Origin of the sequence: Vibrio sp. vnigr-6D03 (assembly GCF_002835515.1) — a bacterium.
GTDB lineage: Bacteria > Pseudomonadota > Gammaproteobacteria > Enterobacterales > Vibrionaceae > Vibrio > Vibrio penaeicida.
Window position 1 is genome coordinate 180,315 of record NZ_PIZL01000026.1, and the last position, 24,337, is coordinate 204,651.

The window sequence follows — 24,337 nt, forward strand, 5'->3', positions numbered from 1 at the left end:
TGTTCTTTGCTTTTAGTCATTCATAAGGTTTACGCTACGTCGGTTTGGCTTTGGGAAAGGTTTTGCTGATGCTGAAGACCATACGGCTCAACAAATGCAGCAAGGGCGCTTACTGGCATTGGCTTCGCGTAAAGGTAGCCTTGGAATAGATCGCAACCACACTCCTTCAGTACTGCTTCATGCTTTGCGTATTCAACCCCTTCCGCTAAAACCTGCATATCGAAGTTTTTACCGATAGAAATAATGTTTTGAACCATCTTAAGCGATTTTGTGCAGGTTAAAATGTTATCGATAAACCCTTTATCAATCTTGATTTCATGGAAAGGCAGTTCTCCCAACATACTTAAAGAAGAATAACCGGTACCGAAATCGTCGAGAGAAATACCCACGCCTAATTTATTCAAACTGTCGCAAACAGGGCGAACAATATCCAGATCTTCGATAAAGAGGTTTTCCGTAATTTCTAAAGTAATATTACGCTGATTGAAACGTTGAGTCTGAATAGAGAGTATCAACTTATCCAAAAAGTCATCTTGGGTAATCTGACGGACGGATATGTTAATCGAGACTTGGAAATCGTATCCAAGCTGCTTTTGCAATTTGCCCATTTCCGCCAACGTTGTATCAATGATCAACTGACCCAGTGTTGGCATTAAACCACATGATTCCGCTATGGAGATAAACTTGTCTGGTGGCACAAATCCTAGCTCATCATCGTTCCATCGGACGAGCGCTTCTACGCCGTGTAGGTTGCCCTGAGCATTAAACTGAGGCTGATAAACCATATACAGTTGGTTTTGCTGTATCGCTTGGCGCAAGCGTTGTTCTAGCCTAACTGAATGCAGGTAACTGCTTTGCATCGACTCAGTAAAAAAGCTTAATGAGTTGCGTCGTGTCTTTGCGTCGTACATGGCAATATCCGCGCAACGCAAAAGCGTATCGAGGCTAGTACCATGTTCTGGATACTGTGCGATACCGATACTGCAACCCAATATAAAGCTGCATTGATCAATTTCGTATGGCTTGGACAAGTTATGGATGATGTTGTTGGCAAATCGATTAAGCTCATAGTGGTCAGTCATCGACGTTACTATGATGAATTCGTCACCACTTTCTCGGATCAAAAGTGCTTGTTCATCTGTGGCGTCCGAAAGTCGCGAAGAAATTTCTTGCAAAACTTTGTCACCATGATCATGCCCAGAACTGTCATTCACATTTTTAAAGTTATCCATATCCATGAACAAGATTGAAAATGGTGGGGCAGTTGGTCTGAGCCAACGATGGATATGAGAGCGCAGGAAATGACGGTTTGGAAGACGAGTTAGAGGGTCATGATTTGCTTGGAAAAGAAGTTCCTCATGGCGATCCTTTTCATGCTTGTCTATTGAGCGAACAAATAGATAGAAAATCGCTTGAATAGACATAAATATGACGAGGTAAATTGCCATGATTCCAAGGTATTCATAAGCGATATGACGCAAGTCGATTTCTGATACTGTCCAAATATTGAATCTAGGAATGTATTGGATTGCGTAAAGTGCTGGGTTTTCTTGATCTAATGCATAACCAACGGTAGGAATGCCCTTGGTTTTAAGTTCATTCAGCTTGAGAGAATTAGATGTCGTCACGCTGTGAATCAAGTTATCAAAAAATAATTCTGAGATAGGGGTAGTGTAGTCAATATCGGTGTTATGTGAGGCAGTCATGAACTGGACGTAATAATCGTCTCTTATAACGCCAATTTTGTGTTCGAAACTGTCGTGAAGCCTGATGTTGAACAGTGTGGTTCTATCGAGTTGAAGACCTGCTGTCATTACCGCAAGTACGTTTCCAGAGCTGTCACGAATGGACTTTCTTATTGGCAGAATAAACTCATCAATATCTTCTTTGTAATAGGTTCTTCCTAGCACCATTGAGTCACTGGCTAGCGTTTTAGCGAAGGATTCACGAGTATTGTCTTGTTCTAAAAGGTTAGGTTGCGCAAACATACTCAGATTAGAGCTGACTAATCGAATATTGCCGTAAGGATCTGACAGACCAAAAGCTGCAATGTTGTTGTTGATGGTGAGCAAACTGTCTAACCATTCCTGACCTGCATCTTTGCTTTGATAGTTATTTTCAGAAAGCAACCGATCGCCCAGTACATCAAGCACCATTTCTTGATTGTTTAGGAGTGACGTTATGCCAGTGGTAAAAATCTGAACTGCGTTATATTGCTCTTGGGAATGCGAACGCTCAACTTTCTGCCACTGTTGCCAAGCAATGAACAGAAATATCACACTGCTTATCAATGCAAGCAGCCTATATAACGTCCATATGTTCCTTTTTAAGTCTGCCATTACTACTTTTTGACTTCCTTGTTACGATACAGCGACTATTCGCAGGAAAGTTGGATTATCCAAATAACAATTGAGTTGTCACTCAATTGTTATGTTTTGTTACTATTTTTGAGAGCTTACCCAACTTCAATAGGAAGCTCAATCGACTGACCCCACTCTGTCCATGAACCATCGTAGACGGAAAAATTATCATATCCTGATTCATAAGCAGCAACCGCTAAAATAGCAGCCGTAACACCTGATCCGCAGCTAAAGATAAGCGTACTATCCGAATTTAAATTCCATTTATTAAATAGATGAGTCAGCTCACTAACGGGTTTAAGGAAAATACCATTCATCACTTCTTGAAAAGGCAAACTATGAGAGCCTGGAATATGTCCTGATCTAACTCCTTCACGAGGTTCTTTGATTTTTCCTTCGTAACGAGCTCTTGGTCTTGCATCAAAGGTGTAATGGTTTTCTTTAGAGATCGCACTTAGCATGTCACGTGAGCCATAGACGAAATTTGCGTTTAGTTTCGCTGTAGCATTACCATAATGCGTTGGATTCGACAGTGAGCACACTGTTCTGTATCCAGAGTTTATCCAAGCTCTAAGTCCACCCTCTAACAAGTAAACTGAATTAAACCCCATGGCTTTAAACATCCACCAAGCTCTTGGCGAGGCATAAGTACCAGCTTGATCGTAAACGACGACAGTAGTGTCCTGATCGATGCCCAGCGAACGAATATGGTGCTGAAATTCTTCTTCAGTTGGCATCATATGCGGAAGAGGAGATTGTTTATCGTAAATGACTTTGTCGTAGTCAAATCGAAGCGAATCAGGAATAAAACCAGCGTGCGCAGGCTCTGGTGCTCCTGGTATCATGAGATCTAGGCTGGCATCGAGCACGACCACTTTATCGCTGGTTAATTTATTTTCTAGCCAAGAGGGTGTTACCAAAGCTTTTGTCATGACGATCTTTCCTTGAAGTTAAGCGAATCACAGGCTCTCGTTATATGTGAAAACCTGTATGCGTATGAATGTGAGAATATCTTTCGTATTAAGCAGCTATCATCGGCAGTTTTCGAAGCTTTTCTGCAATAGTGTCAACCAAGAACCTAGATTTAAAAGGAATTGGGTGGGCAGGAAAAATAGCGAATATATCAACCGGTCTTAGTGTGTATTCTTTTAGCATTCTTATCATGCGCCCGCTTTCTACGTCTTCATGCACATAGAACGCTGGAAACAAACTTAACCCGAGGCTTTCTAGTACCATCAAACGGGTTGCTTGGGCTGTGTTGCATGTCATTGTAGCGGCAGGTTCGCTGATAACTTTACTTTGTTCTGGTGTCGTAAATGCGATTTGCTTAGAGAGTTGACTGTTCTGTATCCAAGGCAATTTCACTAAGGAGTTAGGGGTTAAGTTTTCCGATTCTTTTTCAAAAGAAGAGGAAGCGCATATCCAGTGTTCAGTAGAGCCTATTTTTCTAACCGGATAGTTCTCTTGTTTTAGCCAACCGACTCGTATAGCGATATCAATGTTATCTTCGAGCAAATTTACCGTTCGGTTATCAAATATGATCTCCATATGTAACGATGGATGCGAACGTTTAATTTCGGCAAGAATCGGCGTTAAAGTTGTCGCGCCGAAGTCGACAGCCATGCTAATTCTTACACTGCCGCTAATGGCAGTATGTTCACTGTTTGAGCGTGAAGAAATTTCACTGTATTCGCCAATGATGTTTTCAGCATGTTGATAAATCATCTTGCCAACATCCGTCAGACCAACGGTTCGGGTTGTTCTGTTTAATAGACGAACAGACAAGCTGTCTTCTAAATCATCGATATGTTTGCTTACAACCGATCGGCTTATCTCCAACGTATCCGCTGCTTTAGTAAATGACCCTGTCCGAACGACATGGGCAAACACCACTAGCTTAAATAAATCCCGACCAACGCCTTTCACATTCATTTCTCCATTGTTCTATTTTATGTAACACAGATGTATTTATTGGTCTATTTATTCGTTTATTTGGAACGATAAACTGTGAGCACACTTATAGAGAGAACATATGATGAAACAACAATTGCTCGCGACTTCCATACTTCTTGCTTCAGTTTCTTTTGGCGCCAATGCTGAATTGGAATTGATAGGCGATACTAAGCCGCTTCAACTTCATGTATTTAATGCTGGAGAAGACAGCTTCAATGTAAAGTCTGTGTTGGTCACTGGCGAAAAAGAAGCCGTGCTCATTGATGGGTTATTTAAACAATCTGACGCTCACAGATTAGTTGCTGATATTCTGGACCTCGGAAAAGAGCTCAAAACAGTGTATGTCAGCCACAGTGACCCAGATTACTACTTTGGTTTGGAGGTGATTAAAGAAGCCTTCCCTAACGCAGATATCGTTTCAACTGAGTCTACAGCAAACGCAATAGCGAAAAAATTGAATGGCAAGCTGTCTGTTTGGGGACCAGAGTTGGGTATGAATGCCCCATCTCATCCAGTCATCCCGTCTGTATTGGATGGAAACGAAATCTTACTCGAAGGGCACAAGCTGAGTATCGAAGGGCTAGACAAGGAATATAAAGCGCGCAGTTATGTTTGGATTCCAAAAATAAAAGCAGTCGTTGGTGGTATCAATGTTGTTGGCGGAGAGCACGTTTGGATGGCAGATACGCCGACACCAGCGTCACGCGATCTATGGAAGCAAGCGCTTAAATCAATTAAAGACCTAAAACCAGAAGTTGTTGTACCTGGGCATGCGACAAAAGGTGTTGAATTCTCGATGTCGTCTGTCGATTTTACACAGCAATATTTGAATCATTTTGAAAAAGCGGTCGGTTCAAGTAAAGACAGCAAAGAAGTGATTGCTAAAATGGACAAACAGTACCCAGAATTTGGGAAAGGATTCACGTTAGAGCTGGGCTCTCAAGTCGCAATGGGCGAGCGCACTTGGTAAAGAAATACCCAAGTCTGCTTAGATACTTGGGTATAAAGGTATAAAGGGTGAAATGACGCAAAGTGTCGCTTATTTTCTTTGCGTCATTTCGTTGGGGAGTTTTAGTGTCTTTCGACCCTAAAGACTGCAGCCTCAGCCATTACCAGCTCCATGTCGATTGTGACGCATAAAATCGTGTTTGGAGTGGTGCGCTACCGTCATAAAACCAAATCTCTCCGAGCAAGTCGTTCGAGCTGTCAGAAATAATGACAGATAGATCGGCTTTTCCATCTTTGAGTGGCATGGCAACAATTCTGCTTCCGTAATCTGGTAGCAATGTACCGTCACTTAATGTGTGATAATTCCGATAGATTGAAAGATAAGCTCTAGCGATAGAAGTCGATGATATATCTATTGCGACATTTCTGTTTTCAATCGGGTCATAATCAAACCCTTCAGGCGCAACCAAGTCTTTAGTTTTAACACTTGGTGTCGCGGTTTGAGAATCATCGGGAGCTGGTGTAGCGGCACTTCCTCCACCTGTACTACCTCCGCCGCCTCCTCCACAGGCGGTAAGAGAAAGACCCAATAGAATAGATAAGCTAATGTTTTTCATGTCATTTCTCCCTTAGTAACATTTCGCAGCAACGGCATTTGCCGCTTCGAACCAATCTGTGTGTGTGTTACCACCGTTTTCGGTGTAATGCTGGAAGTTAGGATAGGCTTCTAATAGGTCGGTGCCTTCTGTTGGCCAGATCCATTGAGTGTCTACTTCCGCATCTTCGAAAAGCATGATTGCCCATGGCAGGTTATTACTTGTTTTATAGTATTTCCCTGTTTCTGTGTTGCTATCGTCTTCCCCTGGCAAATCGAAGAAACTGGTATCAAACTTACTTGTTGGTGCGTTATCCGGTAAGTGAATTTCTAGACTACGTCCTGGTGGTGTATTGAAAACCGAGCCATGAGGATACCCTGGTGTACCAAAAATAAAGGGTTTGTATGGCATGGCAGCGATTGAACCATTTAGAGTGGGGTCAACGTAGCTAACATGAAGTTCAAATTCCAATGCCACGTCTTCACGACAATCCTTCACTGTTCTAAAGTACGAGCAGCTGTTGACTTGAGCATCGCGTGCATTCTCGATAATGATGAATGTTGTTTCTGTCGTTTCAGAGCTCTCTAGCGTATCGAAGTCGACAAGCGAGCCATTGTGGTACAAGCGTGTCTTTGTCGTATCAATATTCGAATTGTCGATTCCAGGGATATTGACTGCAAATCCGCTTCGGTAGCTAGCGCCTACTGCATCAAGTGTTCCTTTAATGACTGATTTAGCAACGTACTCTGTACCACTGATGGTTTTGAGAGTCTGCTTTATCTGATAACGGGCGACAAAGTCGTTCATGTCATAGTCGGCGGTTTCTGGCCAGTTATCTTCGTACGCTAATGTGACATACCCTTCATTCGACGGGAAAAACTCCTCGCGAGTATCTACGTCTGAAATAGTGATGATATGATCTTCCACCTCGCCTGATGTTGAGCCGCCAAAATAGCCGAGCCCACTTTGTTGGCTAAAGCGGAAGCGCGACCATGAGGAACCCGCAACGGCTGTGATAGGTGCGGAGAGCACAATAGTGTTTAGCCCTGCGGTTAACGAATAGTCTGTAATAATTTGGTCGTAGGAGTCGGTAAATTGATTGTTTCCTTCCCAATCCATCCAAGCATTCAATGTACCTGACGTCGAGGCGTAAACCGTAATGACGCTGTCTAGACCCGGTTCAATAGAAGTAACGAAACCAACGCCGTCTTCATCAGCAGTTTCAATAGTGTTATCTGAACTCGGAGATTGAGCGGCATCGGCATCACCATCTGGTGTTGATACGCCCATCCATGTTGTGCCGTCAATCTCATGCCTTGGACCGTTAGAGGCTAAAAGAGTAGAGTAGGCGTCTGGCGCATCACCAAAATCTATACCTGAATCTGTTCCGATAATAGGTGCATTAGCACAACGAGCCCCATCATTCTGATTGGATGTAGGACCACTTGCAAAATCGACAGCGGTTATGCCGCTAGGGTCAATGTCACCATTTCCATCGAGCGTAAGATCAATTCGATAAATTTTCCCACCTTCACGAATAACTTCACCATCCGACATCACATCTGAATTTCGTGATACGTAGTAGTAGCCATCGACGTCAAAGTATCCAGCACCAAAGGTTCCTAATTGACCAACATCTCCGATTTCTGAAATCGTTCCGCTTCCATCAGTCGCAAACTCGTGGAGTTTCCCTGTATTATTATCGACACCGTAAAGCTTGCCGTTCCCAGGGTGGAAAGCAAAATCGGTTAAGTTAACTGTAGAGTTGGCAGAAACAAGATCCAAAGAGAGAGTGGCATTAGGGTCGGAGTCGAGTGGTGTTAAGTCTATTTTGTATAATCCAACATTTTTTCGATAAAGGTAATAGGTTCGGTTGTACACGTCACCGACAAAAAATGTGTTTGATGGCAGCCCAGTTACATTGAGCACCTGTACGTTGTAGTTTTTCCCGACACGCACTATTTTCATATCTTTTGTGTCATAGCCGTAAATGAAGCGTTTATCGGTTCCCGCAGACTCGTCTTCACCCTCTGCGAACCCAAAATCAAATCCGACACCATTGATATTTCCTGCGTATGAGTTTGAGGTGTTTAACTGTTCGGTTGACCCCGTAACAAGGTTTACCCCCCAAACCTCAATAGGCTCGCTCTGAAATAAAAATGCTTTGCTTGGGCAGGTATCAAAAGAGGTGACAGTACTTGCAGAGGTATAGGTAGGCAGTGTGCCTATGATTGCAAGTGTCAGCGTACTCACAAGTCTTTTTTTCATATCGATTACCCTTTGAGCCAAATAGGTAATCAGTGTTATACAAACAACATGCCATATTTATAGTATTGATAAATAAGAAAAATTAATTAAGAGGTTTTACGTTTCTCAAATGTGTAGTCAGATTGAACGAGCTTTTCGTCATATTGAGAAATTTAACCTTGTCGCACTCAGAAAAGAGCGCGATAAAGTGAAGGGTAAATAGTTAAAATCGATAGCGGTGTTGTAGCATAAAAGACATGTTAAAGCGTCAATAAGCCATATTGCTTTCCAAAACCACAGCGTCTAATTACAAGTACTGCAATTTGGGCTTTTCGCGAGTTTCATTTCTCTCCAAGAAAGAGAAAGAGCGTCAAAAGTGAGGAGTTTTCCAACACAAGGTTTTCCGTAGTTGGAGATGACCTTGATCGCTTCTAACGACTGAGTTGCGCCAATAATACCCACTACTGGCGCCATAATGCCGGCTTCGACACATGTGAGGGCTTGATCGCCAAACAACGCACTCAAGCATTCATAGCAGGCATCATTTTCTTGGTAAGTGAAAACAGAGACAAGCCCTTCCATTCGTATTGCAGCACCAGAAATTAAAGGGGTTTTAGATTTGTAGCAGAGTTGATTAAGTTGATTCCTAGTAGTGACGTTGTCACTGCAATCCAGCACAACCGTGTGAGATGCTACTAATTCAGCAAGATCCTCATCACCAAGTCTTTTGTTTATGGCTTGAACACGAGTATGTGGATTCAATTTTTCTAACGAAGATTTTGCGGATTTTACTTTATCAAGCCCAATGTCTTCGTCTGTATGGAGCACCTGACGCTGTAAGTTAGAAAGCTCGACTTGATCATCATCGATTAAAGTAATGTTTCCGATACCGGCAGTAGCAAGGTACTGAGAGGCAGCGCAGCCTAGTCCCCCAGCTCCAAGAATAAGAATCGAAGAGAGCTTGAGAGCTTCCTGGCCGTCAAAATCAAAATTCTTCAAAATAATTTGGCGGTTATAGCGAAGCATTTCGCTGTCGGTAAGAATATCCATGGTGTCTCTTAATCTTAGTATAATGTTTGGTTAAATAGCTGAATCTGAACGGTTTCGCCTTGTTCTACCGTGCTTCGGTCACGTTCCAAAACGGCAAAGCAATTGGACAAACTCATGGAACGAAATGCACCAGAGCTTTGGTTTCCTGTTGATTCAACGAAGAACTGACCATTTTCGATACTGTAAATAGCTCGCTGATAATCGGTTCTACCAGGGGACTTTTTAAAGCGTGAACGAGTGATAGCGGGTATGGATTCAGGTGCTTGCCATTGAGAATGACCTGCGATCTTAGCGAGTAAAGGCTGCACAAGAACATACATGGTAAGCATAGCTGAAACAGGGTTGCCTGGAAGACCACAAAAATAGGCGCTGTCTAATTTCCCGTAAGCAAATGGCTTTCCAGGTTTGATAGCCAGTTTCCAAAATCCGATTTCACCTAATTCTTCTAAAATGTCTTTTGTATAATCCGCTTCACCTACACTGACACCCCCTGAGGTGACGACAACATCCGCTTGTTGTTGCGCATGAATGAATGTTGATTTTAATGTTTCTGGGCAATCAGGAATAATGCCCAAATCTATGGCGTCACAGCCAAAATTTAAAATGAGTTCTTTTATACCGTACCGATTGCTGTCGTATATCTGCCCAGCTTCTAACTTAGTACCGACGGTTTTAAGCTCGTCGCCTGTCGAAAAGAATGCCACTTTTGGTTTTTCAAATACGCCGACATTCGCGATGCCTAACGAGGCGATCATTGGGATATCTCTAGGGGTTAATCGATGCCCTGATTCAAGAACTAAATCACCTTGGCGAATGTCTTCGCCTATTGGGCGGATGTTGTTATTCAGTTCTACATCGGTTTGCAGAAATTCTACAGCGCCGTTTTCAAGTACCTGCGTGTTTTCTTGCATGATAACGGCATCGCAACCTTCAGGTATTTCTGCACCTGTCATGATTCGAATGCAGCCACCTTTGTCCCAATGGCCGACAAAAGGTTGCCCGGCAAATGATTTGCCCGACACGGGCATGATTGCGTTTTGAGACATATCCGCTCGGCGGATAGCGTAGCCGTCCATTGCAGAATTGTGGAAAGGGGGAACATGGATTGGAGAATGAATGGGTTCAGCTAAAACAAACCCACACGCATCGGCAATAGACATAGTTTGAGTTCTGGTTAAGGGGGACACAGAGCCCAGCATTTTGTTCATTGCATCTTCGATTGGCATCAGACCCGGCGCGTCACAACAACCCATATAAATTACCCCATTTTTTATTCTTAACTATTTGCGGAACAATAGCATAGTTAAGGGTTTGACCCCAGTAACCTCGCTCAAAATATGGGTGTAATTATTCCAAAATACGAGTATGCTTGTCACCCATCCAAAAGGGGTAAAAGATTGCATGGGAGAAGTAAACATGCCTGGTTTGAGTGAATCAGCACTGTTAGTTCAGAAAGCGCTAGTAGAGAAGGGCATTGAGACTCCAATGTTGCCAAACGAAGTGAGTCGCGAAGAGAAAAAAGCGCGTATTGAAAATCATATGCGTGAAATTCTTCAACTTCTTGAACTGGATCTCTCTGATGATAGCCTTGAAGAAACGCCGCGTCGAATTGCTAAAATGTACGTTGATGAAGTGTTTTCAGGATTAGACTATAAGAACTTCCCAAAAATCACAGTGATCGAAAACAAAATGGCTTGCAGTGAAATGGTGCGTGTAAAAGACATCACCGTAACAAGTACCTGTGAGCATCATTTAGTTACCATCGATGGTAAGGCAGCAGTGGCTTACATTCCGCGCAAGAAAATTATTGGTTTGTCTAAAATCAATCGCATTGTTCGTTTCTTCGCGCAGCGCCCTCAGGTGCAAGAACGTATGACACAGCAAGTACTTGTTGCTCTTCAAACATTACTCGAAACTGACGATGTTGCCATTACTATGGATGCAGTACATTACTGTGTGAAGTCTCGTGGAGTCATGGACGCAACCAGCGAAACGACTACTACGGCACTTGGTGGGATATTCAAATCGAATCCAGCAACTCGACATGAATTCCTTCATGGTTTGAGGTAAGTTTTTTTGCAAGGTTTGCTTAGGTGAACGTTTTGAAATACTGCCACTAATTAGTGTCCTTAACATAAAAAACCCAGCGTAATGCTGGGTTTTTTGTTGGGTTTGAACGACAGTTACCTTGTTTTAAACTGGGCTACTGCTTCATCCATTTCGTGAGCTTGGCTAGATACACCATCAACTTCTTCCATACATTGTTTTGCAGAATGGATATTGTTGTCTGAAATGGCTTGCAACTCAGTAATCGAACCACTGACTTGATTCATTACAATACCTTGTTCTTCTATCGCAGAGGCAATACGTTCTGAATTACTTTGTATTGTATCCATGTCACTGATTATTTGAGTAAAGCTATCATCCAGTGTTTGTGAATATTGCTTCGTTTGCTCACCTTGCGCATTACACGTTTCAATGTCTGTGACTACTGTGGACATCTGAGACTGAATTGCTGTAACCACAGAGGTGATTTCCTCAGTCGATTGGTGAGTACGGCTAGCGAGAGCTCTTACTTCGTCGGCTACAACCGCAAATCCACGACCTTGCTCACCTGCACGCGCCGCTTCAATGGCAGCGTTTAGTGCCAATAAGTTAGTTTGCTCCGCTATTTCTTGAATCATAACAACAGCGCCGCCAATCTGGTCTACGTGTTGGTTAAGCGAAGTTATGGAAGCTTGGCTATTTGCTAACGTACCGGAAAGACCATTGATGTTATCAACTGTGCTGCTTACAACATCTCTACCTGATCTCGCATTGTTTGCCGCTTGGTTAACACCTTCAGCGGCAACCGCAGTACTTTCGGAAATCTCACTGATCGTAGATACCATTTCCTGTACAGACGTCGCCATTGATGTTGTATGTTCTGCTTGAGTATCAAATTGTTCAATCACACCTTGAAGTTGAGAGTGCATACTTTCGGTGCTGCTAAACAATGCTTTGGATTTAATTTGAGAACCAGAAACGAGCTTCTCAATACTTTCAAGTAAGTGGTTAAAGTGCTTACCTAATTCTGAAAGTTCGCTTTTACCATTGATATCGACACGCATACCTATATTGTTGGTTTCGGAGATTTCCTGAATTGTCGTAAGAAGCTTATTCATCATTGTATTGATGGATAGGGAAATCTGGGTAACAGCACCGACAATAATGAGGATAATAAAAAACGAGATCCCCCATTTAATTTGCATGTTTTTCTCTTCGTATGCTGCAACACCTGTTTTGAGAATTTCTGCAGACGCTTTAAATTGTTTCTCAATCTTATGCGATCCGGCACGCACTTGACCAAGCATACCGACATTGTATTTAAGACCAATAACTTCCAATTGACTCACTACTTTTTGCGCAGAGTTTTTCAGCTCGTTACTGCCATAGTTTCCAAGGAGAGAAGGGTCATACTTGCCTTGTAAAATGGCATGATGAAAGGTATCTAAAGCAAGTTTACCCATGTCGTCTGATGCATCGAACAGACGGTCGTATTCCGCATTGAAGTTACCCAGCAACCCTTCAGTTTCCTTTAGACCCAAGGTCTTGAAAGAAGAAACCATGTTACTAAAGCTCTTCTTATAGGTATCCAAATCTGCAATAAGTTGATTAGGGTAGGGGATGTCATAATTTTTAAGAGTCGACGCAATTTGAGCGTTAATTGCTAGAAAATTGTCTGCGTTTTTATTGAATTTATCAAGATACTTCACATCTTTGCGAAGAAGGAAATCTTTCTCGTTTCTTCTCAGCATCAGCAGGCTGACTTGTAGGTCTGATAGTTGCGTTCTAGCAGCGCTTAAATCACCTACATTTTTACTTGAAATGGTAGATACACCTAAAATTGTCGCAACGCCAAGGATTGAAACCAATCCTAAAAGTACTAGTCGAGACTTAATATTCATAAGCATTCTTCTTCTATTGATATAAGTATAATTAATGATAGATTTATTTATCACTAATATTCATAAAGTTAATTTAGAAATGAGACTTCTGCTACAAATAAATGTGACATTTACGTTACATTTATATTAAGAGGTTTAACTCATTGTTTTAAAAGGGTGCATAAAAGACGTTGTGTTTGAAACCCGTTAGAAGAAATATTATGAATGGGTTCTTAATAATGTTTCTCATTTTCATATGAGCGTTTCACTAATGAGAATATTCAATTAAGTTCATTATATAAAATCCTTGTTTAAATCAATTCCCTATCTGGTAACAATTATATCGACTATTTGTAATTTTTCTTTAATGTTTCTTATCAATTATTTTTTTAATCTAGATAAGTGTTTTGTCTCGAACAATGGAAGGAAATATTTGACAGGTAAAGAAAAACCGCCCAATAGGGCGGCTTGTTCAATAGTTGTACATTAACGCACTTGAATGCCTTCAGCTCTTGAAACATACCCCAACTCGCATCGTCAATTTTGGAAGAGCAATTGGACGAGCAAGTTTGTTCTTAGAGCGTAGCAACAAAGTAAATAAGTACTCTTAGTTAATGGAGAGCAATTCCACTTCAAAGATCAGTGTTGCCGCTGGTGGAATAGGACCAGACCCATTTTTCCCGTAGGCAAGGTTACTCGGGATATAAAATCGATATTTGTCGCCAACAACCATTAGCTGAACGCCTTCTTGCCAACCTTTAATGACTCTATTTAAAGGAAAGGAGATTGGCTCTCCACGATCAACGGAACTATCAAATACCGTACCGTCAATCAATGTGCCGTGGTAATGCACTTTTACTTGGCTAGTTGCTGTTGGGTTTATTTCGCCACTACCAGCGGTAATTACTTCATATTGCAAACCGGTTTCGGTTGTTTTTACACCGTCTCTCTGTTCGTTTTGCATTAAGAAGTCTTGACCCAGTTTGAAATTGGCATCTGACGCTTTATGGTTTGTCCACGTGCGATAGATGAAAAAGGCGGCAAGGACAAAAATAATGATCGGAAAAACTAACTTAGACACAATGGCTCCCTTTGATTGGAAATAGCTGAATTCTATGAGGGCATTAGACCCTAAAGAGTTAGAAGATAATTTATCGTTTTGGCAATGTCTTTGACATCTTTGTGTCCAGACGTAACAACTTGATATTTGCCACTGATAATAAACGTTGGAACAGCATTGATTTGAGCTTGGTGAGTTACTGTTTCTGCGTTAGAAATGTGTTCAAACAAAGTTTTTTGCTGCTCTTCGTTGAAATCGTAAGGGCTAATCAAACCGCGAGAAGTAAACACTTTCTCTGTGGCTTGTTTAATTTCATCTTGAGTAAACCCTTTCCCCATTTGTGCTGCTGCAAATAGTTCATCCATCATTTGATGATCTGGCGTTGTATCCAACTGCATTTCTGCGGCGTAATAAATGAGTGCGCCTATTTGAGCGCTTTCGTTGAAGGTGACGTGAACTTTGCCAATCTTCTCTGAAAGTTCAGACTCAATCTCGGGTAGAAATTTCTCCATACTTCTGCAGTGACCACAATTTAAAGAGAACACCTCAGTAACAGGGGAAACGAGATCGGAGCTCAGCGCTGCCGGCAGTAATTCAAAATGAGTGCCTTGCTTCGGTACTCCGTCATCGGTACATGCAACAAGTGCGACAGAAGCGAACAAAAGTGAAATGTAAGAATAGAAACGTTTAAGCATAATGATAGGTCGTTCGAAATTGTGGCGAGTATAGTAGAAGAAAATTCCCTTCGGACATACTAAAATTTACTAGGTAAACGTATTCGATCTAAGGAACAATGAAAGGCAGCGCTGCATTAGGTAGATTTTTCTAAAGATTTTAGCTGCCAGCCGATAAAGATATTGTAACCTGTATGCGTTTGCCTATTTCTGTTGAGTCCTTTGACTCTATGTTTTTAAGCTAACAAACGCTAATCAGCACCATTTTGAATTAGAGCAATTAGTAGCCTTATGACAAGACATTTCAATCTGGCTTTCATTCTGCTGTTGGGAACCCTGAGTGGGTGTACCGCGCTTAAGCCACCTAATCTGTTAGAAACGGCTCCTCGTTCGGAGGCGGAACTCATCTACCCTGATTGGGGAGAAGAGGAGATCGAACAGCCAACAACTCGCATGGAATATGTCCAACGTCAGGCTGCCCCTTCTTCTGTAAGAAGCCCTTCACCTGTTAGGAGTCCAACAGGTCGCAAAAACATGTCTGATATCCAAAACCTGATGGCTTATATGGACCAGAATGGAATTGGGTACAACGTTGTTCCAGGGCAACATCCGGTTATTAAACTCGACAAAAAAATCCACTTTAGAACAGGATCTGCGCTGGTTACGGATACTTCACAATATTGGTTATCAGGTCTCGGTCGATTTCTGGCATCACAACCAACAATCAAAACGGTGATAGATGGCCATACTGATAGCACTGGAAGCAATAGGATCAACGATTCGCTGTCGGACAAGCGCGCCATGCAGGTGAAAATCCTACTCACTCGAGAGCAAGTTCCCGCTTCAAATGTTTACACCCGCGGATATGGGAAGCACATGCCTTCATGTTCCAACTTATCTAAGCAAGGAATGGCATGTAATCGACGTGTTGAGTTGATGTTTATAACGGACAAATGATGGCGTGATTCAACCATTCGCGAGAGTGGCATACATAAGATGCGGCTTACACAAGATGAGCGAAAATATTGAATACGAGCGCAATTTAGCAGCAAAGAAAAAATTAGCGACAATGAAAAAGGCAACATTACGTTGCCTTTTTCTATTTAACTCGAACCCAACTAGCCAGTTAGCTTAACCCTATAATATTACCTTCTTCATCGATGTCTAAGTTCATAAATGCCGGTTTCTCAGGCAGACCGGGCATCGTCATCACGTTACCGCACAGTGCGTAAATGAAACCTGCACCGGCACAAAGCTTAAATTCCCTAATGTCGACGTTAAATCCTGCGGGTGCACCTTTAACGGAAGCGTCTGTGGATATAGATAGTGGGGTTTTAGCCATGCATACGGCGAGCCCATCAAATCCTTGTTCTTTAAACTGAGTTAACTGGCGCTTTGCCGTATCTGAAAGTGTTACTTGTCCAGCACCGTATCCTACCTCAGTGATTGCCATAACTTTTTCTTCAAGCGTTTGCTCTAAGCTATATAGAGGAGAAAACTGTGCGTCTGTTTCACAAACAGAAACCACTGCGTTGGCGAGTTCAACGGCTCCGTTTCCACCTTGAGAGAAGGCATCGCTGATGGCGACTTTAACATTAGGGAAATGGGCTTGAACCAAGAGTGCTAGTGTATTGAGTTCATCTTCAGAATCTTGTGGAAAGCGATTAATGGCAACGACTGCGGGTACGCCATACTTTGCCACATTATTTAAGTGCCATTTTAGGTTGTCGAAACCGGCTTCTAAAGCAGCAGCGTCTTCATTAAAGATTGAATCTGGTAATGGTTGACCTGGTCTCAAGTCATATAAGCCTGAATTGGCTTTTAAACCGCGAAGAGTCGCAACGATTACAGTACAATCGGGTGACTTACCGGATGTGTTTGCTTTGATATTACAGGCTTTCTCAAACCCCATATCTGAACCAAAACCGCCTTCTGTTATGGTGTAATCGGCAAGGCGAGTAGCAATTCTGTCTGCAATAATGGATGAGTTACCATGTGCAATATTGGCAAATGGACCAGCGTGAATGAGTGTAGGAACACCTTCCAATGTTTGCATCATCGTTGGCTCAATGGCTTCACGCATCGTTACCGTCATCGCTCCAGCAACGTTTAAGTCTTCTGCTGTAATGGGTTCACCATTTAAATCATAGGCGAGCACGATGTTCCCAATTCTTTTACGTAGATCTTTTAGATCCGATGCTAACGCCAAGATAGCCATTAACTCTGAAGCTGCGGAGATATCAAAGCCATCCTGCCTTTCATACCCATTGATTGTTTTGTCTACTTCGTTTTGACCAACAGTGACCATTCGTAATGCACGGTCGTTATGATCCATGACCCTGCGCCACACAACGCGTTTGGGGTCTATCTTCAGAGCCTTTAAATCATTTCGTTCAGAGAACAGCTCATAACCTAAGCGTTGTTCATGATAAATCCGCGCATCAAGGGCTGCTGCCGCTAGGTTGTGTGCGGCTGTCACTGCGTGAATGTCACCGGTTAAATGCAGGTTAAGCTCTTCCATCGGCCCGACTTGGCTATAACCGCCACCGGCTGCGCCCCCTTTAACACCAAACACTGGCCCCATAGAAGGCTGTCGGATACACGCCATTACAGATTGCCCAACTTTTGCTAAACCTTGAGATAACCCGATGGTTGTAACGGTCTTTCCTTCGCCAAGTGGTGTAGGTGTAATCGCAGTAACGACAACTAATTTACCTTCAGGGTGATCAGCTAGGCGGTTAAGGGCATCAAGCGATACTTTCGCTTTGTGTTTACCATGAGGTGTATATTCGGTTTTGGATAATCCGGCGTTGAATGCAACAGTGTCGATAGAAGAAAGCGGAGTCGTTCGACAGATTTCGATGTCGCTTAGCATTTAAATCCCCTTTAAGGCGTGAAACTAGTGACGTAAACGTTTGCGCAGGGAATATACCTTGCAATTTATCTTTGTAAAGCCTTTTTACTAGTAGGGGATTGTAGCGCGAAGGTGGTAGGAATAAACAGTGGAATTTGCCTCTGGAAACAGCGAAACAATAAGAAGAATATTTCGCTGTTTTAGTGAGTTGACGTTAGAGAGTACTTCTAATCTGTGCTCTGGTTGCTTTGAAGGAACGGCGCGTCGGGCGCATCAATTTTTAACGTTTGGGTAGGGTACGCGACATCGGCATCGTGTTTATGGATGATTGCCATTATCTCTAGAAGAACGTCTTGTTTTACTTCATGGAAGCGAACCCAATTCACGGTTTTAGTAAAGGTGTACACAAAAAAGTCCAAAGATGACGCACCAAAGGCGTTGAAGTTAACAATCAGTGTTTGGCTGGTATCAATGTCCGGGTGGTTTTGAAGCATAGATTTTACATCTGTGATGATCGCATCCACTTTCTTTGTATCGTCGTAGCGTAATCCGATATTTTCGTAAATCCGGCGGTTTAGCATTCGAGACGGGTTTTCTACGACAATATTGCTGAATACCGAATTTGGTACATAAAGAGGACGTTTATCGAACGTACGAATTATGGTCATGCGCCACCCAATTCTCTCTACAGTGCCTTCGATTTGTCTGTCTGGTGAACGCACCCAGTCGCCAACTTTAAATGGGCGATCGAAGTAAATCATCATGCCGCCAAAAAAGTTTGAAAGGAGATCTTTGGCAGCTAAACCTGCAATCAAACCACCTACGCCACCAAAGGTGAGCAAGCCCGAAAGACTTAGCCCTAGGCTTTGCATTACCGAAAGAACACCCATGATGATAAATGCTAAACGTGCGACTTTTGCTATCGCTTGCACGGTGGTTTCGTCTCGTTTTTTCTGAGAGAGTACTTCATCTTCAACATTGGTAATGAGGCGCAGCACAATCCAGACGGCTATTGCAATTCCCAGCAACATTTTCAAGGTTTCTAGCCAGTTTAAAGAGCTCTCTAGGTACGTTTGTAAAATGAGCCCGATAGAAACCATGGCTGGCCAGCCCCAAATTAGCGCGCTAACGGGCGTTTTTAATGAATGAACGATTGCGTCGTCCCAACGGTTTTGTGTTTTAGAGGCGAGTGACTCAATTCGTGAATAAATTATGCGCCAAGCGATCCAAGCAACCAAACTTATGCTTGTCATTATGACCACATCGCCAAACCAAGTTTGTTCTAACAAATGAAATTGTTGAGTGATTGAGCTTGCTAGGTTGTCCATCGATTTTTCCATTAGGTTCAATATTTGGCATTTCTATTAGGGTTTGTTTACCTTTCGCGTTTGAATTTTTTTAGTTCAACATCTTAATCGCGGCGCAAGGTATGTAACTTAGTCATGCCATCAGGTAGTGCAGGTGGTTGATTGTAGGCTTAATTAAAAAGCGGCTCAACCAGTGAGGTAAGCAAACTACGTTTCTAGCTTGAAAACTTGAGATCATGTACGAATATTAAACGAGTGGATTATCAAATAAGAGTCAATAATACATGGTTAGTATCAATCCATTGGGTGAGGAATTAATGTGTGACGCCGTCACGCATTCGGCTTTTGATCATTTTAGTATGGTCTGTAAAAAACGCTTTCGTCAGTCATTAGAGCAAGACATGTTTCGCGTGTTGCTGCTTTTTTCTGAACAGGGAAAACCAATAGGGTATTGCTCGTATTGGACAGATATTGTCGATAGTGAGCGTTATAGCGGATGTCCCGTTTACTTCTATCAAATCCATTATGTTTTTATTCAACCTGAATACCGAGGGAAGAGATATTCTGTGCTAATGGCAAAGCGTGTGGTATGTAAAATGTTAGAAGAACTGAGGGAGCGAAGGGATGTTGCCGCTTTTTGCGATAAATCTGTTTATACAAGTAATGAAGGCAACGCTTATGGTCGCCATATTAGAAACTGGCTTTCATGCACCAAACAGTTGCCCTTTGTTTGAGGCGCGATACCTGCACTGTAATAAAAATTCCATAGCGAATACAAAACGCAATCACTGAAGGTCAAGAGCCTTTAAGAAACCAGCTTCTCTTTCTGGCGAACCTGACGCTGTTTCATGGATTTAAGAAACACTTTCACACCATCTTCGTACCCCAATATAACGAATAGAAACCCCATCCCTCCAAATAAAAGTATGGTTGCCAGTATTGGAGCCATTAAATAGCTAAATGCCATTTGAAAGGGCACATATACCGCAAACATCATCAGTCGCTTTATCAATTCCATACTATTCTCTCTAATTAAAAATGAGCACGCTCATAAATTAAATTGAGCGCGCTCAAAAATCAAGTTAATTTAGAAAAAGGCATGTAATTGAATTGCGCAATGTGGCAGAAAAACGGCAAAATAGGTGCAGTGAATGGTGGTCTGAAGAGCCGCGTATATTTGAAGGTGTGTAAGTTTGCAAAAAGAGTCTAAGAGAGAGCGTACGAGAAATCATATACTGTCGTGTGCATGGACATTGTTCGAGGAATGTTCATACACAGCAACAACCACACGCCAGATATCAGAAAGGGCTGGAGTGGCAAATGGTACCGTTTTCTCTCATTTCCCTACAAAATATGATTTGTTGACTGCGGGCATACAGGAGAGAGTTGCTTGTGTGTTGAAAGAAGCCTCAGCCAGCGACACACAATCTGAACCTTCAGAAAGACTCGTCCATTATGCGAGATATTTATATCGCTACTACCTAGATAACCGCGAATTCTCTATAGAGATTTTTAGAGAATTGATCTGGCAACCAGAGCGCATCGAAGCTCAAATCGTAGAGTTTCAGGAGCGCCTCTATTCAAAGCAACCTGAATTTGATGGTCTAAAATCGAGTGTGCTGATGGATTTATACTTTATGGTATTGATAAAAGGGTTAAATGACTCTTCCAGTACCGCCGATAGCATGATAAAAACGCTGGAAAGAAAAGTTGCCTTAGTGGCTTGATAAAATCAAAGAGAATGAAAATGAAAGCAGAAGTAAAGTGGATTGATGGATTCAAATTTCTAGGCACGTCTAATTCCGGGCATTCACTTGTGATGGACGGCAATGGGGGTGAACACGCTCCGAGTCCGATGGAAGTTGTGTTAATGGCGTCAGGCGGATGCAGTTCAGTCGACGTAGTTGATGGGTTGAAGTCTAAGAATCAAAAAATCACAGATTGTGCAGCCGAAATCAGATCCGAAAGAAGAGATAGTGCGCCTAAGCTCTTTACCGAAATTCACATTCATTTCAAAGTTACTGGATATGATCTTGATGAGTCACTTGTCGCAAAAGTAGTCTCCGATTCTTTGGAAAAGTATTGTTCCGTTTGCCTTATGCTTGGTGCCGGAATCGAGATGACGCACAGCTTCGAAATCATACCAGCTTAATAGATTCCCATGGCTGCTTACACAACGTAAGCAGCCTCACCTAAGGTCAACATTCCCTAGTTATTCGGTAAAGCATGCAAAAACTTTTGATAGTGGTTCTAGGTAAGCGCCTAGTAAATAACCAACTTACTCTTGAGTCTCGCTCTCGGGTCGAGGGATTAGTTCAATTTCTGCAATCATTAAACAACACCGATAAAAAAATAGTGATCAGCTTTTGTGGAGGGGTCACTCACGGTAATCAGAGTTCTGAAGCAGAAGAGATGCATCAGTACTTTAAAGCAGCGTCTTTGGGCGTAAAACTTCCTGTCATTAGTGAGATATTAGTTGAGAACAACTCAACCAGTACGGTAGAGAACATTCAAATGCTCTCTTCGATTTTGATTGAGTGTGGAGCCTTCAAAAGTAACGAAGAAATTCAATTGGTCTTAGTTTCAAACGACTATCACTTGGAACGTATTTTTGAAATACAAGAATTGATTGATGAGCAAGGTTTGCTGAAAGAGCTACAAAAACGCTGCTTGACTGAAGGGATAAAATTAAGCATCCCTTACTGTATCGATAAGCATGTTGCTGTTCGCTATCCATATGCTCAGGAGCATGACAATGCAAAACTCTTTTTACAAGTTGAGCGATTAACCACTTATCGCGTCTTCCTTGAAGGCGTTTACGCAAATAGTATTGTTAGACCACTGAAAGAAGTTCAAAAGATACCATTAAGTATTGCGTTTAGCTCACTCAAGCAAGCTCGCGAAATAGCGACCCACAGGAATCAAAGTATCGTACTTTCTGTTTTGGAGTTAATCGAACGCGCGGTTAAGGAAACTGAAATGACTCTAGCCCCACATACTGTTCGAGAAGTGTTAGGAGTATTAGACGTGAATTTAAGTATGCTAAACAGAATGCTCGATCCTGAGCTTATGAACGATGAACGCTGGTGGAAGCGTTAAGGTACATCATAGGAAATCCCTTTCTCGCTGAACCAATTACCGTGTGGGTACTTGGGTTTAAGTTACCTATATAAAACGCAGCCTAGCTGTTGTTGCGAAAATATTCCCATTCCTCAATGCTCGTCCCGTCTTCAAATTCACAATAGCCAATTTGTCCGTCTTTTGTATCAACAATATTTACTTTACCGCCTTGCTCTACACAAAACTCAGAGGCAGGGTTCGCCATCGATAAGGCAGCACCTTTGTCACGACTATTATTTTTTTCAGCGCACCCGGTTAACAGAGCTCCTGAGCATAAAGCAAAAATTAGAGTGTTCTTAAACATGTTTGGCTCCTAAAAATCTGATAATAAATGGTAATTTCTTAGAAATGTAATCTCAGTAGCGGAAAAAACAGTTGAAGGGGTCTATATTAACAGTGATATTTAGTTTCAAAGTCGATAAACGCTTGCTGTTTCGAGTTAAAAGTGAAGCCTAGAATACTTCGATGCCGCTTCAGCAAACTATACGTAGTTTACCGTGAATTTGAAATAGGTATTATGTCAAATTAATGAAAGTTTGGCATTGGTATATGTTCAATAACAGGCAAGGAAAGCAAAAATGTCTGAGAAAAAATTTCGGCTTGTAACCCGTAGTGACTTCGATGGATTGGTTTGTGCAGTACTTTTGAAGAAGTTGGATTTAATTGATGATATTAAATTCGTACATCCAAAAGACATGCAAGACGGGATTGTAGAAATATCAAGCAACGATATCGTAACTAACTTGCCTTATGTTCATAACGCGCATTTGGTGTTCGATCACCACTTGTCGGAAACCATAAGAAACACTGGTGATAGACCAAATCATATTATTGATCCAGATGCACCATCGGCTGCACGTGTGGTTTGGGAGCATTATGGTGGTGAAAAAGTATTTCCAGCATCATGGAACGACATGATGGTGGCGGTTGATAAAGGCGATTCAGCACAGTTTACGCGTGATGAAGTTATTGATGCTCAAGGTTGGAACTTACTCAACTTCTTAATGGATGCGCGTACTGGTCTCGGTAGATTCCGCGAGTTTAGGATTTCAAACTATAACCTCATGATGGATCTGATCGATTATTGTAAGAATCACACAATCGAAGAGATACTAGCTTTACCAGATGTGAGTGAGCGTATTGACCTTTATCGCGAGCACAACATTAAATTTCAGGATCAAATCCAGCGATGCGCTACGGTGCACGAGAATTTGATTTTGCTCGATCTCACCAACGAAGATGTAATTTTCGCAGGAAACCGATTCCTCATATATGCACTGTATCCACAGTGTAATATTTCAATTCATAAAATGTGGGGCTTCCAGAAGCAGAACATTGTTTTCGCTACAGGAAAATCCATCTTCGATCGCGGTTCTAAAACAAATGTTGGCGAGTTGATGCTTAAGTATGGCGGTGGTGGGCACCAAGCGGCGGGCACATGCCAGATCGCGGTTAATAGTGCTGAATCTGTCGAGAAAGAGCTTATTGCAACCATCAATGCTGATGGCTAACTTTTCAATATCCAGTACAACTTGATAACCGAAACTCAAAAAAAGCTTTGCGCATAGCAAAGCTTTTCTTTTTATCCCTCCACCGTTACACTCCGCGCTGAAGTCAAATAATCAGCGATAATATGAGACATTTAAGAACAACGCGTCACCCTGATATCGATCATCTCGACGATAAAGTGATATTTAATAGAAATGCAGCGAGAGCTATTGTTTTACGTGGTGAAGACATCCTTATGCTCTATACCGAGAGATATCATGACTACACCATACCTGGTGGCGGTTTGGACGAAGGTGAAGATATTATTGCTGGAATGGTTCGAGAGCTGGAAGAAGAAACAGGTGCTCAGAACATCCGTAACGTTAAGCCTTATGGTATCTATGAAGAGTTCCGACCATGGTACAAAGATGATGCGGATATCGTTCACATGATTTCATACTGTTACACCTGTAAAGTTGACGACCAACTTGGGGAAACAAACTATGAAGAATATGAAATCAAGAATGGGATGAAGGCGGTATGGATGAATATCCACGAAGCCATTGCACACAACGAACGAACAATGGCTGAAAGCGACAAAAAAGGCATGAGCATAGAGCGCGAAACCTATCTATTGCACCTTATTGCCAAGGAACTTATATAAGCCTCCTTTTCAGTTAAATTCTAGGTTATCGATTTAGCATCATTCTTTGATAGATCGATACTCTTCTGATATTCATCCATTCTGAGACTT

General features: G+C 42.1%; 23 protein-coding genes. 9 read left to right on the forward strand and 14 right to left on the reverse strand.

Annotation, left to right across the window (positions count from 1 at the left end; translation table 11 throughout):
* Positions 1-29 precede the first annotated feature (29 nt).
* From CW749_RS21410 to CW749_RS21420, 3 genes are all read right to left on the reverse strand, one after another.
* Positions 30-2,339 (reverse strand): EAL domain-containing protein, encoded by a 2,310-nt coding sequence (locus CW749_RS21410; RefSeq protein ID WP_101114421.1) that lies wholly within the window; start codon positions 2,337-2,339, stop codon positions 30-32.
* A 116-nt stretch (positions 2,340-2,455) separates the two neighbouring features.
* Positions 2,456-3,292, reverse strand: coding sequence for a sulfurtransferase (locus CW749_RS21415; protein WP_101114422.1), 837 nt, complete (start codon positions 3,290-3,292; stop codon positions 2,456-2,458).
* Positions 3,293-3,380: 88 nt separating this feature from the next.
* Positions 3,381-4,292: a LysR family transcriptional regulator gene (locus tag CW749_RS21420; protein WP_101114423.1), complete on the reverse strand. Its 912-nt coding sequence runs from the start codon at positions 4,290-4,292 to the stop codon at positions 3,381-3,383.
* 100 nt (positions 4,293-4,392) lie between these two features.
* Here CW749_RS21420 and CW749_RS21425 point away from each other — a divergent pair, with 100 nt between their 5' ends.
* Positions 4,393-5,283, forward strand: coding sequence for an MBL fold metallo-hydrolase (locus CW749_RS21425; RefSeq protein ID WP_237322520.1), 891 nt, complete (start codon positions 4,393-4,395; stop codon positions 5,281-5,283).
* A gap of 139 nt (positions 5,284-5,422) precedes the next feature.
* Here CW749_RS21425 and CW749_RS21430 read toward each other — a convergent pair whose 3' ends face one another.
* The 4 genes from CW749_RS21430 to moeA form a co-directional block, all read right to left on the reverse strand.
* Complete coding sequence (locus CW749_RS21430; protein ID WP_101114424.1) at positions 5,423-5,878, reverse strand: hypothetical protein; 456 nt, start codon at positions 5,876-5,878, stop codon at positions 5,423-5,425.
* A 12-nt stretch (positions 5,879-5,890) separates the two neighbouring features.
* Complete coding sequence (locus tag CW749_RS21435; RefSeq protein WP_101114425.1) at positions 5,891-8,125, reverse strand: LruC domain-containing protein; 2,235 nt, start codon at positions 8,123-8,125, stop codon at positions 5,891-5,893.
* Positions 8,126-8,407: 282 nt separating this feature from the next.
* Positions 8,408-9,154: a molybdopterin-synthase adenylyltransferase MoeB gene (gene moeB, locus CW749_RS21440; RefSeq protein ID WP_101114426.1), complete on the reverse strand. Its 747-nt coding sequence runs from the start codon at positions 9,152-9,154 to the stop codon at positions 8,408-8,410.
* A 14-nt stretch (positions 9,155-9,168) separates the two neighbouring features.
* Positions 9,169-10,407, reverse strand: coding sequence for a molybdopterin molybdotransferase MoeA (gene moeA / locus CW749_RS21445; protein WP_101114427.1), 1,239 nt, complete (start codon positions 10,405-10,407; stop codon positions 9,169-9,171).
* 163 nt (positions 10,408-10,570) lie between these two features.
* On the opposite strand from moeA, the gene folE reads away from it, so the two are divergent.
* Positions 10,571-11,224: a GTP cyclohydrolase I FolE gene (folE, locus tag CW749_RS21450; RefSeq protein WP_101114428.1), complete on the forward strand. Its 654-nt coding sequence runs from the start codon at positions 10,571-10,573 to the stop codon at positions 11,222-11,224.
* 113 nt (positions 11,225-11,337) lie between these two features.
* Here the strand turns inward: folE and CW749_RS21455 are convergent, their stop codons facing one another.
* From CW749_RS21455 to CW749_RS21465, 3 genes are all read right to left on the reverse strand, one after another.
* Complete coding sequence (locus CW749_RS21455; protein ID WP_101114474.1) at positions 11,338-13,101, reverse strand: methyl-accepting chemotaxis protein; 1,764 nt, start codon at positions 13,099-13,101, stop codon at positions 11,338-11,340.
* A gap of 586 nt (positions 13,102-13,687) precedes the next feature.
* Positions 13,688-14,161 carry an FKBP-type peptidyl-prolyl cis-trans isomerase gene (locus CW749_RS21460; protein ID WP_101114429.1) on the reverse strand — a complete coding sequence of 158 codons (474 nt, stop codon included), beginning with the start codon at positions 14,159-14,161 and terminating at the stop codon, positions 13,688-13,690.
* A gap of 50 nt (positions 14,162-14,211) precedes the next feature.
* Positions 14,212-14,835: a thiol:disulfide interchange protein DsbA/DsbL gene (locus tag CW749_RS21465; RefSeq protein WP_101114430.1), complete on the reverse strand. Its 624-nt coding sequence runs from the start codon at positions 14,833-14,835 to the stop codon at positions 14,212-14,214.
* Between the two features lie 270 nt (positions 14,836-15,105).
* Between CW749_RS21465 and CW749_RS21470 the strand changes: the two genes are divergently transcribed.
* Positions 15,106-15,771: an OmpA family protein gene (locus tag CW749_RS21470; RefSeq protein ID WP_101114431.1), complete on the forward strand. Its 666-nt coding sequence runs from the start codon at positions 15,106-15,108 to the stop codon at positions 15,769-15,771.
* A gap of 169 nt (positions 15,772-15,940) precedes the next feature.
* On the opposite strand, the gene CW749_RS21475 is transcribed toward CW749_RS21470, so the two are convergent.
* Positions 15,941-17,689: a formate--tetrahydrofolate ligase gene (locus CW749_RS21475; RefSeq protein WP_101114432.1), complete on the reverse strand. Its 1,749-nt coding sequence runs from the start codon at positions 17,687-17,689 to the stop codon at positions 15,941-15,943.
* Between the two features lie 206 nt (positions 17,690-17,895).
* Entirely contained in the window at positions 17,896-18,996 is a 1,101-nt protein-coding gene (locus CW749_RS21480; protein WP_101114433.1) for a mechanosensitive ion channel family protein, read from the reverse strand.
* 263 nt (positions 18,997-19,259) lie between these two features.
* On the opposite strand from CW749_RS21480, the gene CW749_RS21485 reads away from it, so the two are divergent.
* The gene (locus CW749_RS21485; protein ID WP_101114434.1) at positions 19,260-19,709 is read left to right on the forward strand and encodes a GNAT family N-acetyltransferase; all 450 of its coding nucleotides are present in this window, start codon (positions 19,260-19,262) and stop codon (positions 19,707-19,709) included.
* A gap of 71 nt (positions 19,710-19,780) precedes the next feature.
* Here the strand turns inward: CW749_RS21485 and CW749_RS21490 are convergent, their stop codons facing one another.
* Positions 19,781-19,993: a hypothetical protein gene (locus tag CW749_RS21490; RefSeq protein ID WP_101114435.1), complete on the reverse strand. Its 213-nt coding sequence runs from the start codon at positions 19,991-19,993 to the stop codon at positions 19,781-19,783.
* 376 nt (positions 19,994-20,369) lie between these two features.
* On the opposite strand from CW749_RS21490, the gene CW749_RS28455 reads away from it, so the two are divergent.
* The 3 genes from CW749_RS28455 (at position 20,370) to CW749_RS21505 (ending at position 22,074) form a co-directional block, all read left to right on the forward strand.
* Positions 20,370-20,702: a hypothetical protein gene (locus CW749_RS28455; RefSeq protein ID WP_237322522.1), complete on the forward strand. Its 333-nt coding sequence runs from the start codon at positions 20,370-20,372 to the stop codon at positions 20,700-20,702.
* 20 nt (positions 20,703-20,722) lie between these two features.
* Positions 20,723-21,127 carry an OsmC family protein gene (locus tag CW749_RS21500; protein ID WP_101114437.1) on the forward strand — a complete coding sequence of 135 codons (405 nt, stop codon included), beginning with the start codon at positions 20,723-20,725 and terminating at the stop codon, positions 21,125-21,127.
* A 74-nt stretch (positions 21,128-21,201) separates the two neighbouring features.
* On the forward strand, positions 21,202-22,074 hold the full coding sequence (locus CW749_RS21505) for a YdcF family protein (RefSeq protein WP_101114438.1): 873 nt from the start codon (positions 21,202-21,204) through the stop codon (positions 22,072-22,074).
* Between the two features lie 82 nt (positions 22,075-22,156).
* Here CW749_RS21505 and CW749_RS21510 read toward each other — a convergent pair whose 3' ends face one another.
* Positions 22,157-22,399 (reverse strand): DUF333 domain-containing protein, encoded by a 243-nt coding sequence (locus CW749_RS21510; RefSeq protein ID WP_101114439.1) that lies wholly within the window; start codon positions 22,397-22,399, stop codon positions 22,157-22,159.
* A gap of 274 nt (positions 22,400-22,673) precedes the next feature.
* Between CW749_RS21510 and CW749_RS21515 the strand changes: the two genes are divergently transcribed.
* On the forward strand, positions 22,674-23,606 hold the full coding sequence (locus tag CW749_RS21515; RefSeq protein ID WP_101114440.1) for an exopolyphosphatase: 933 nt from the start codon (positions 22,674-22,676) through the stop codon (positions 23,604-23,606).
* A gap of 122 nt (positions 23,607-23,728) precedes the next feature.
* Positions 23,729-24,247 (forward strand): NUDIX hydrolase, encoded by a 519-nt coding sequence (locus tag CW749_RS21520; RefSeq protein ID WP_101114441.1) that lies wholly within the window; start codon positions 23,729-23,731, stop codon positions 24,245-24,247.
* The last annotated feature ends 90 nt before the right edge of the window (positions 24,248-24,337 follow it).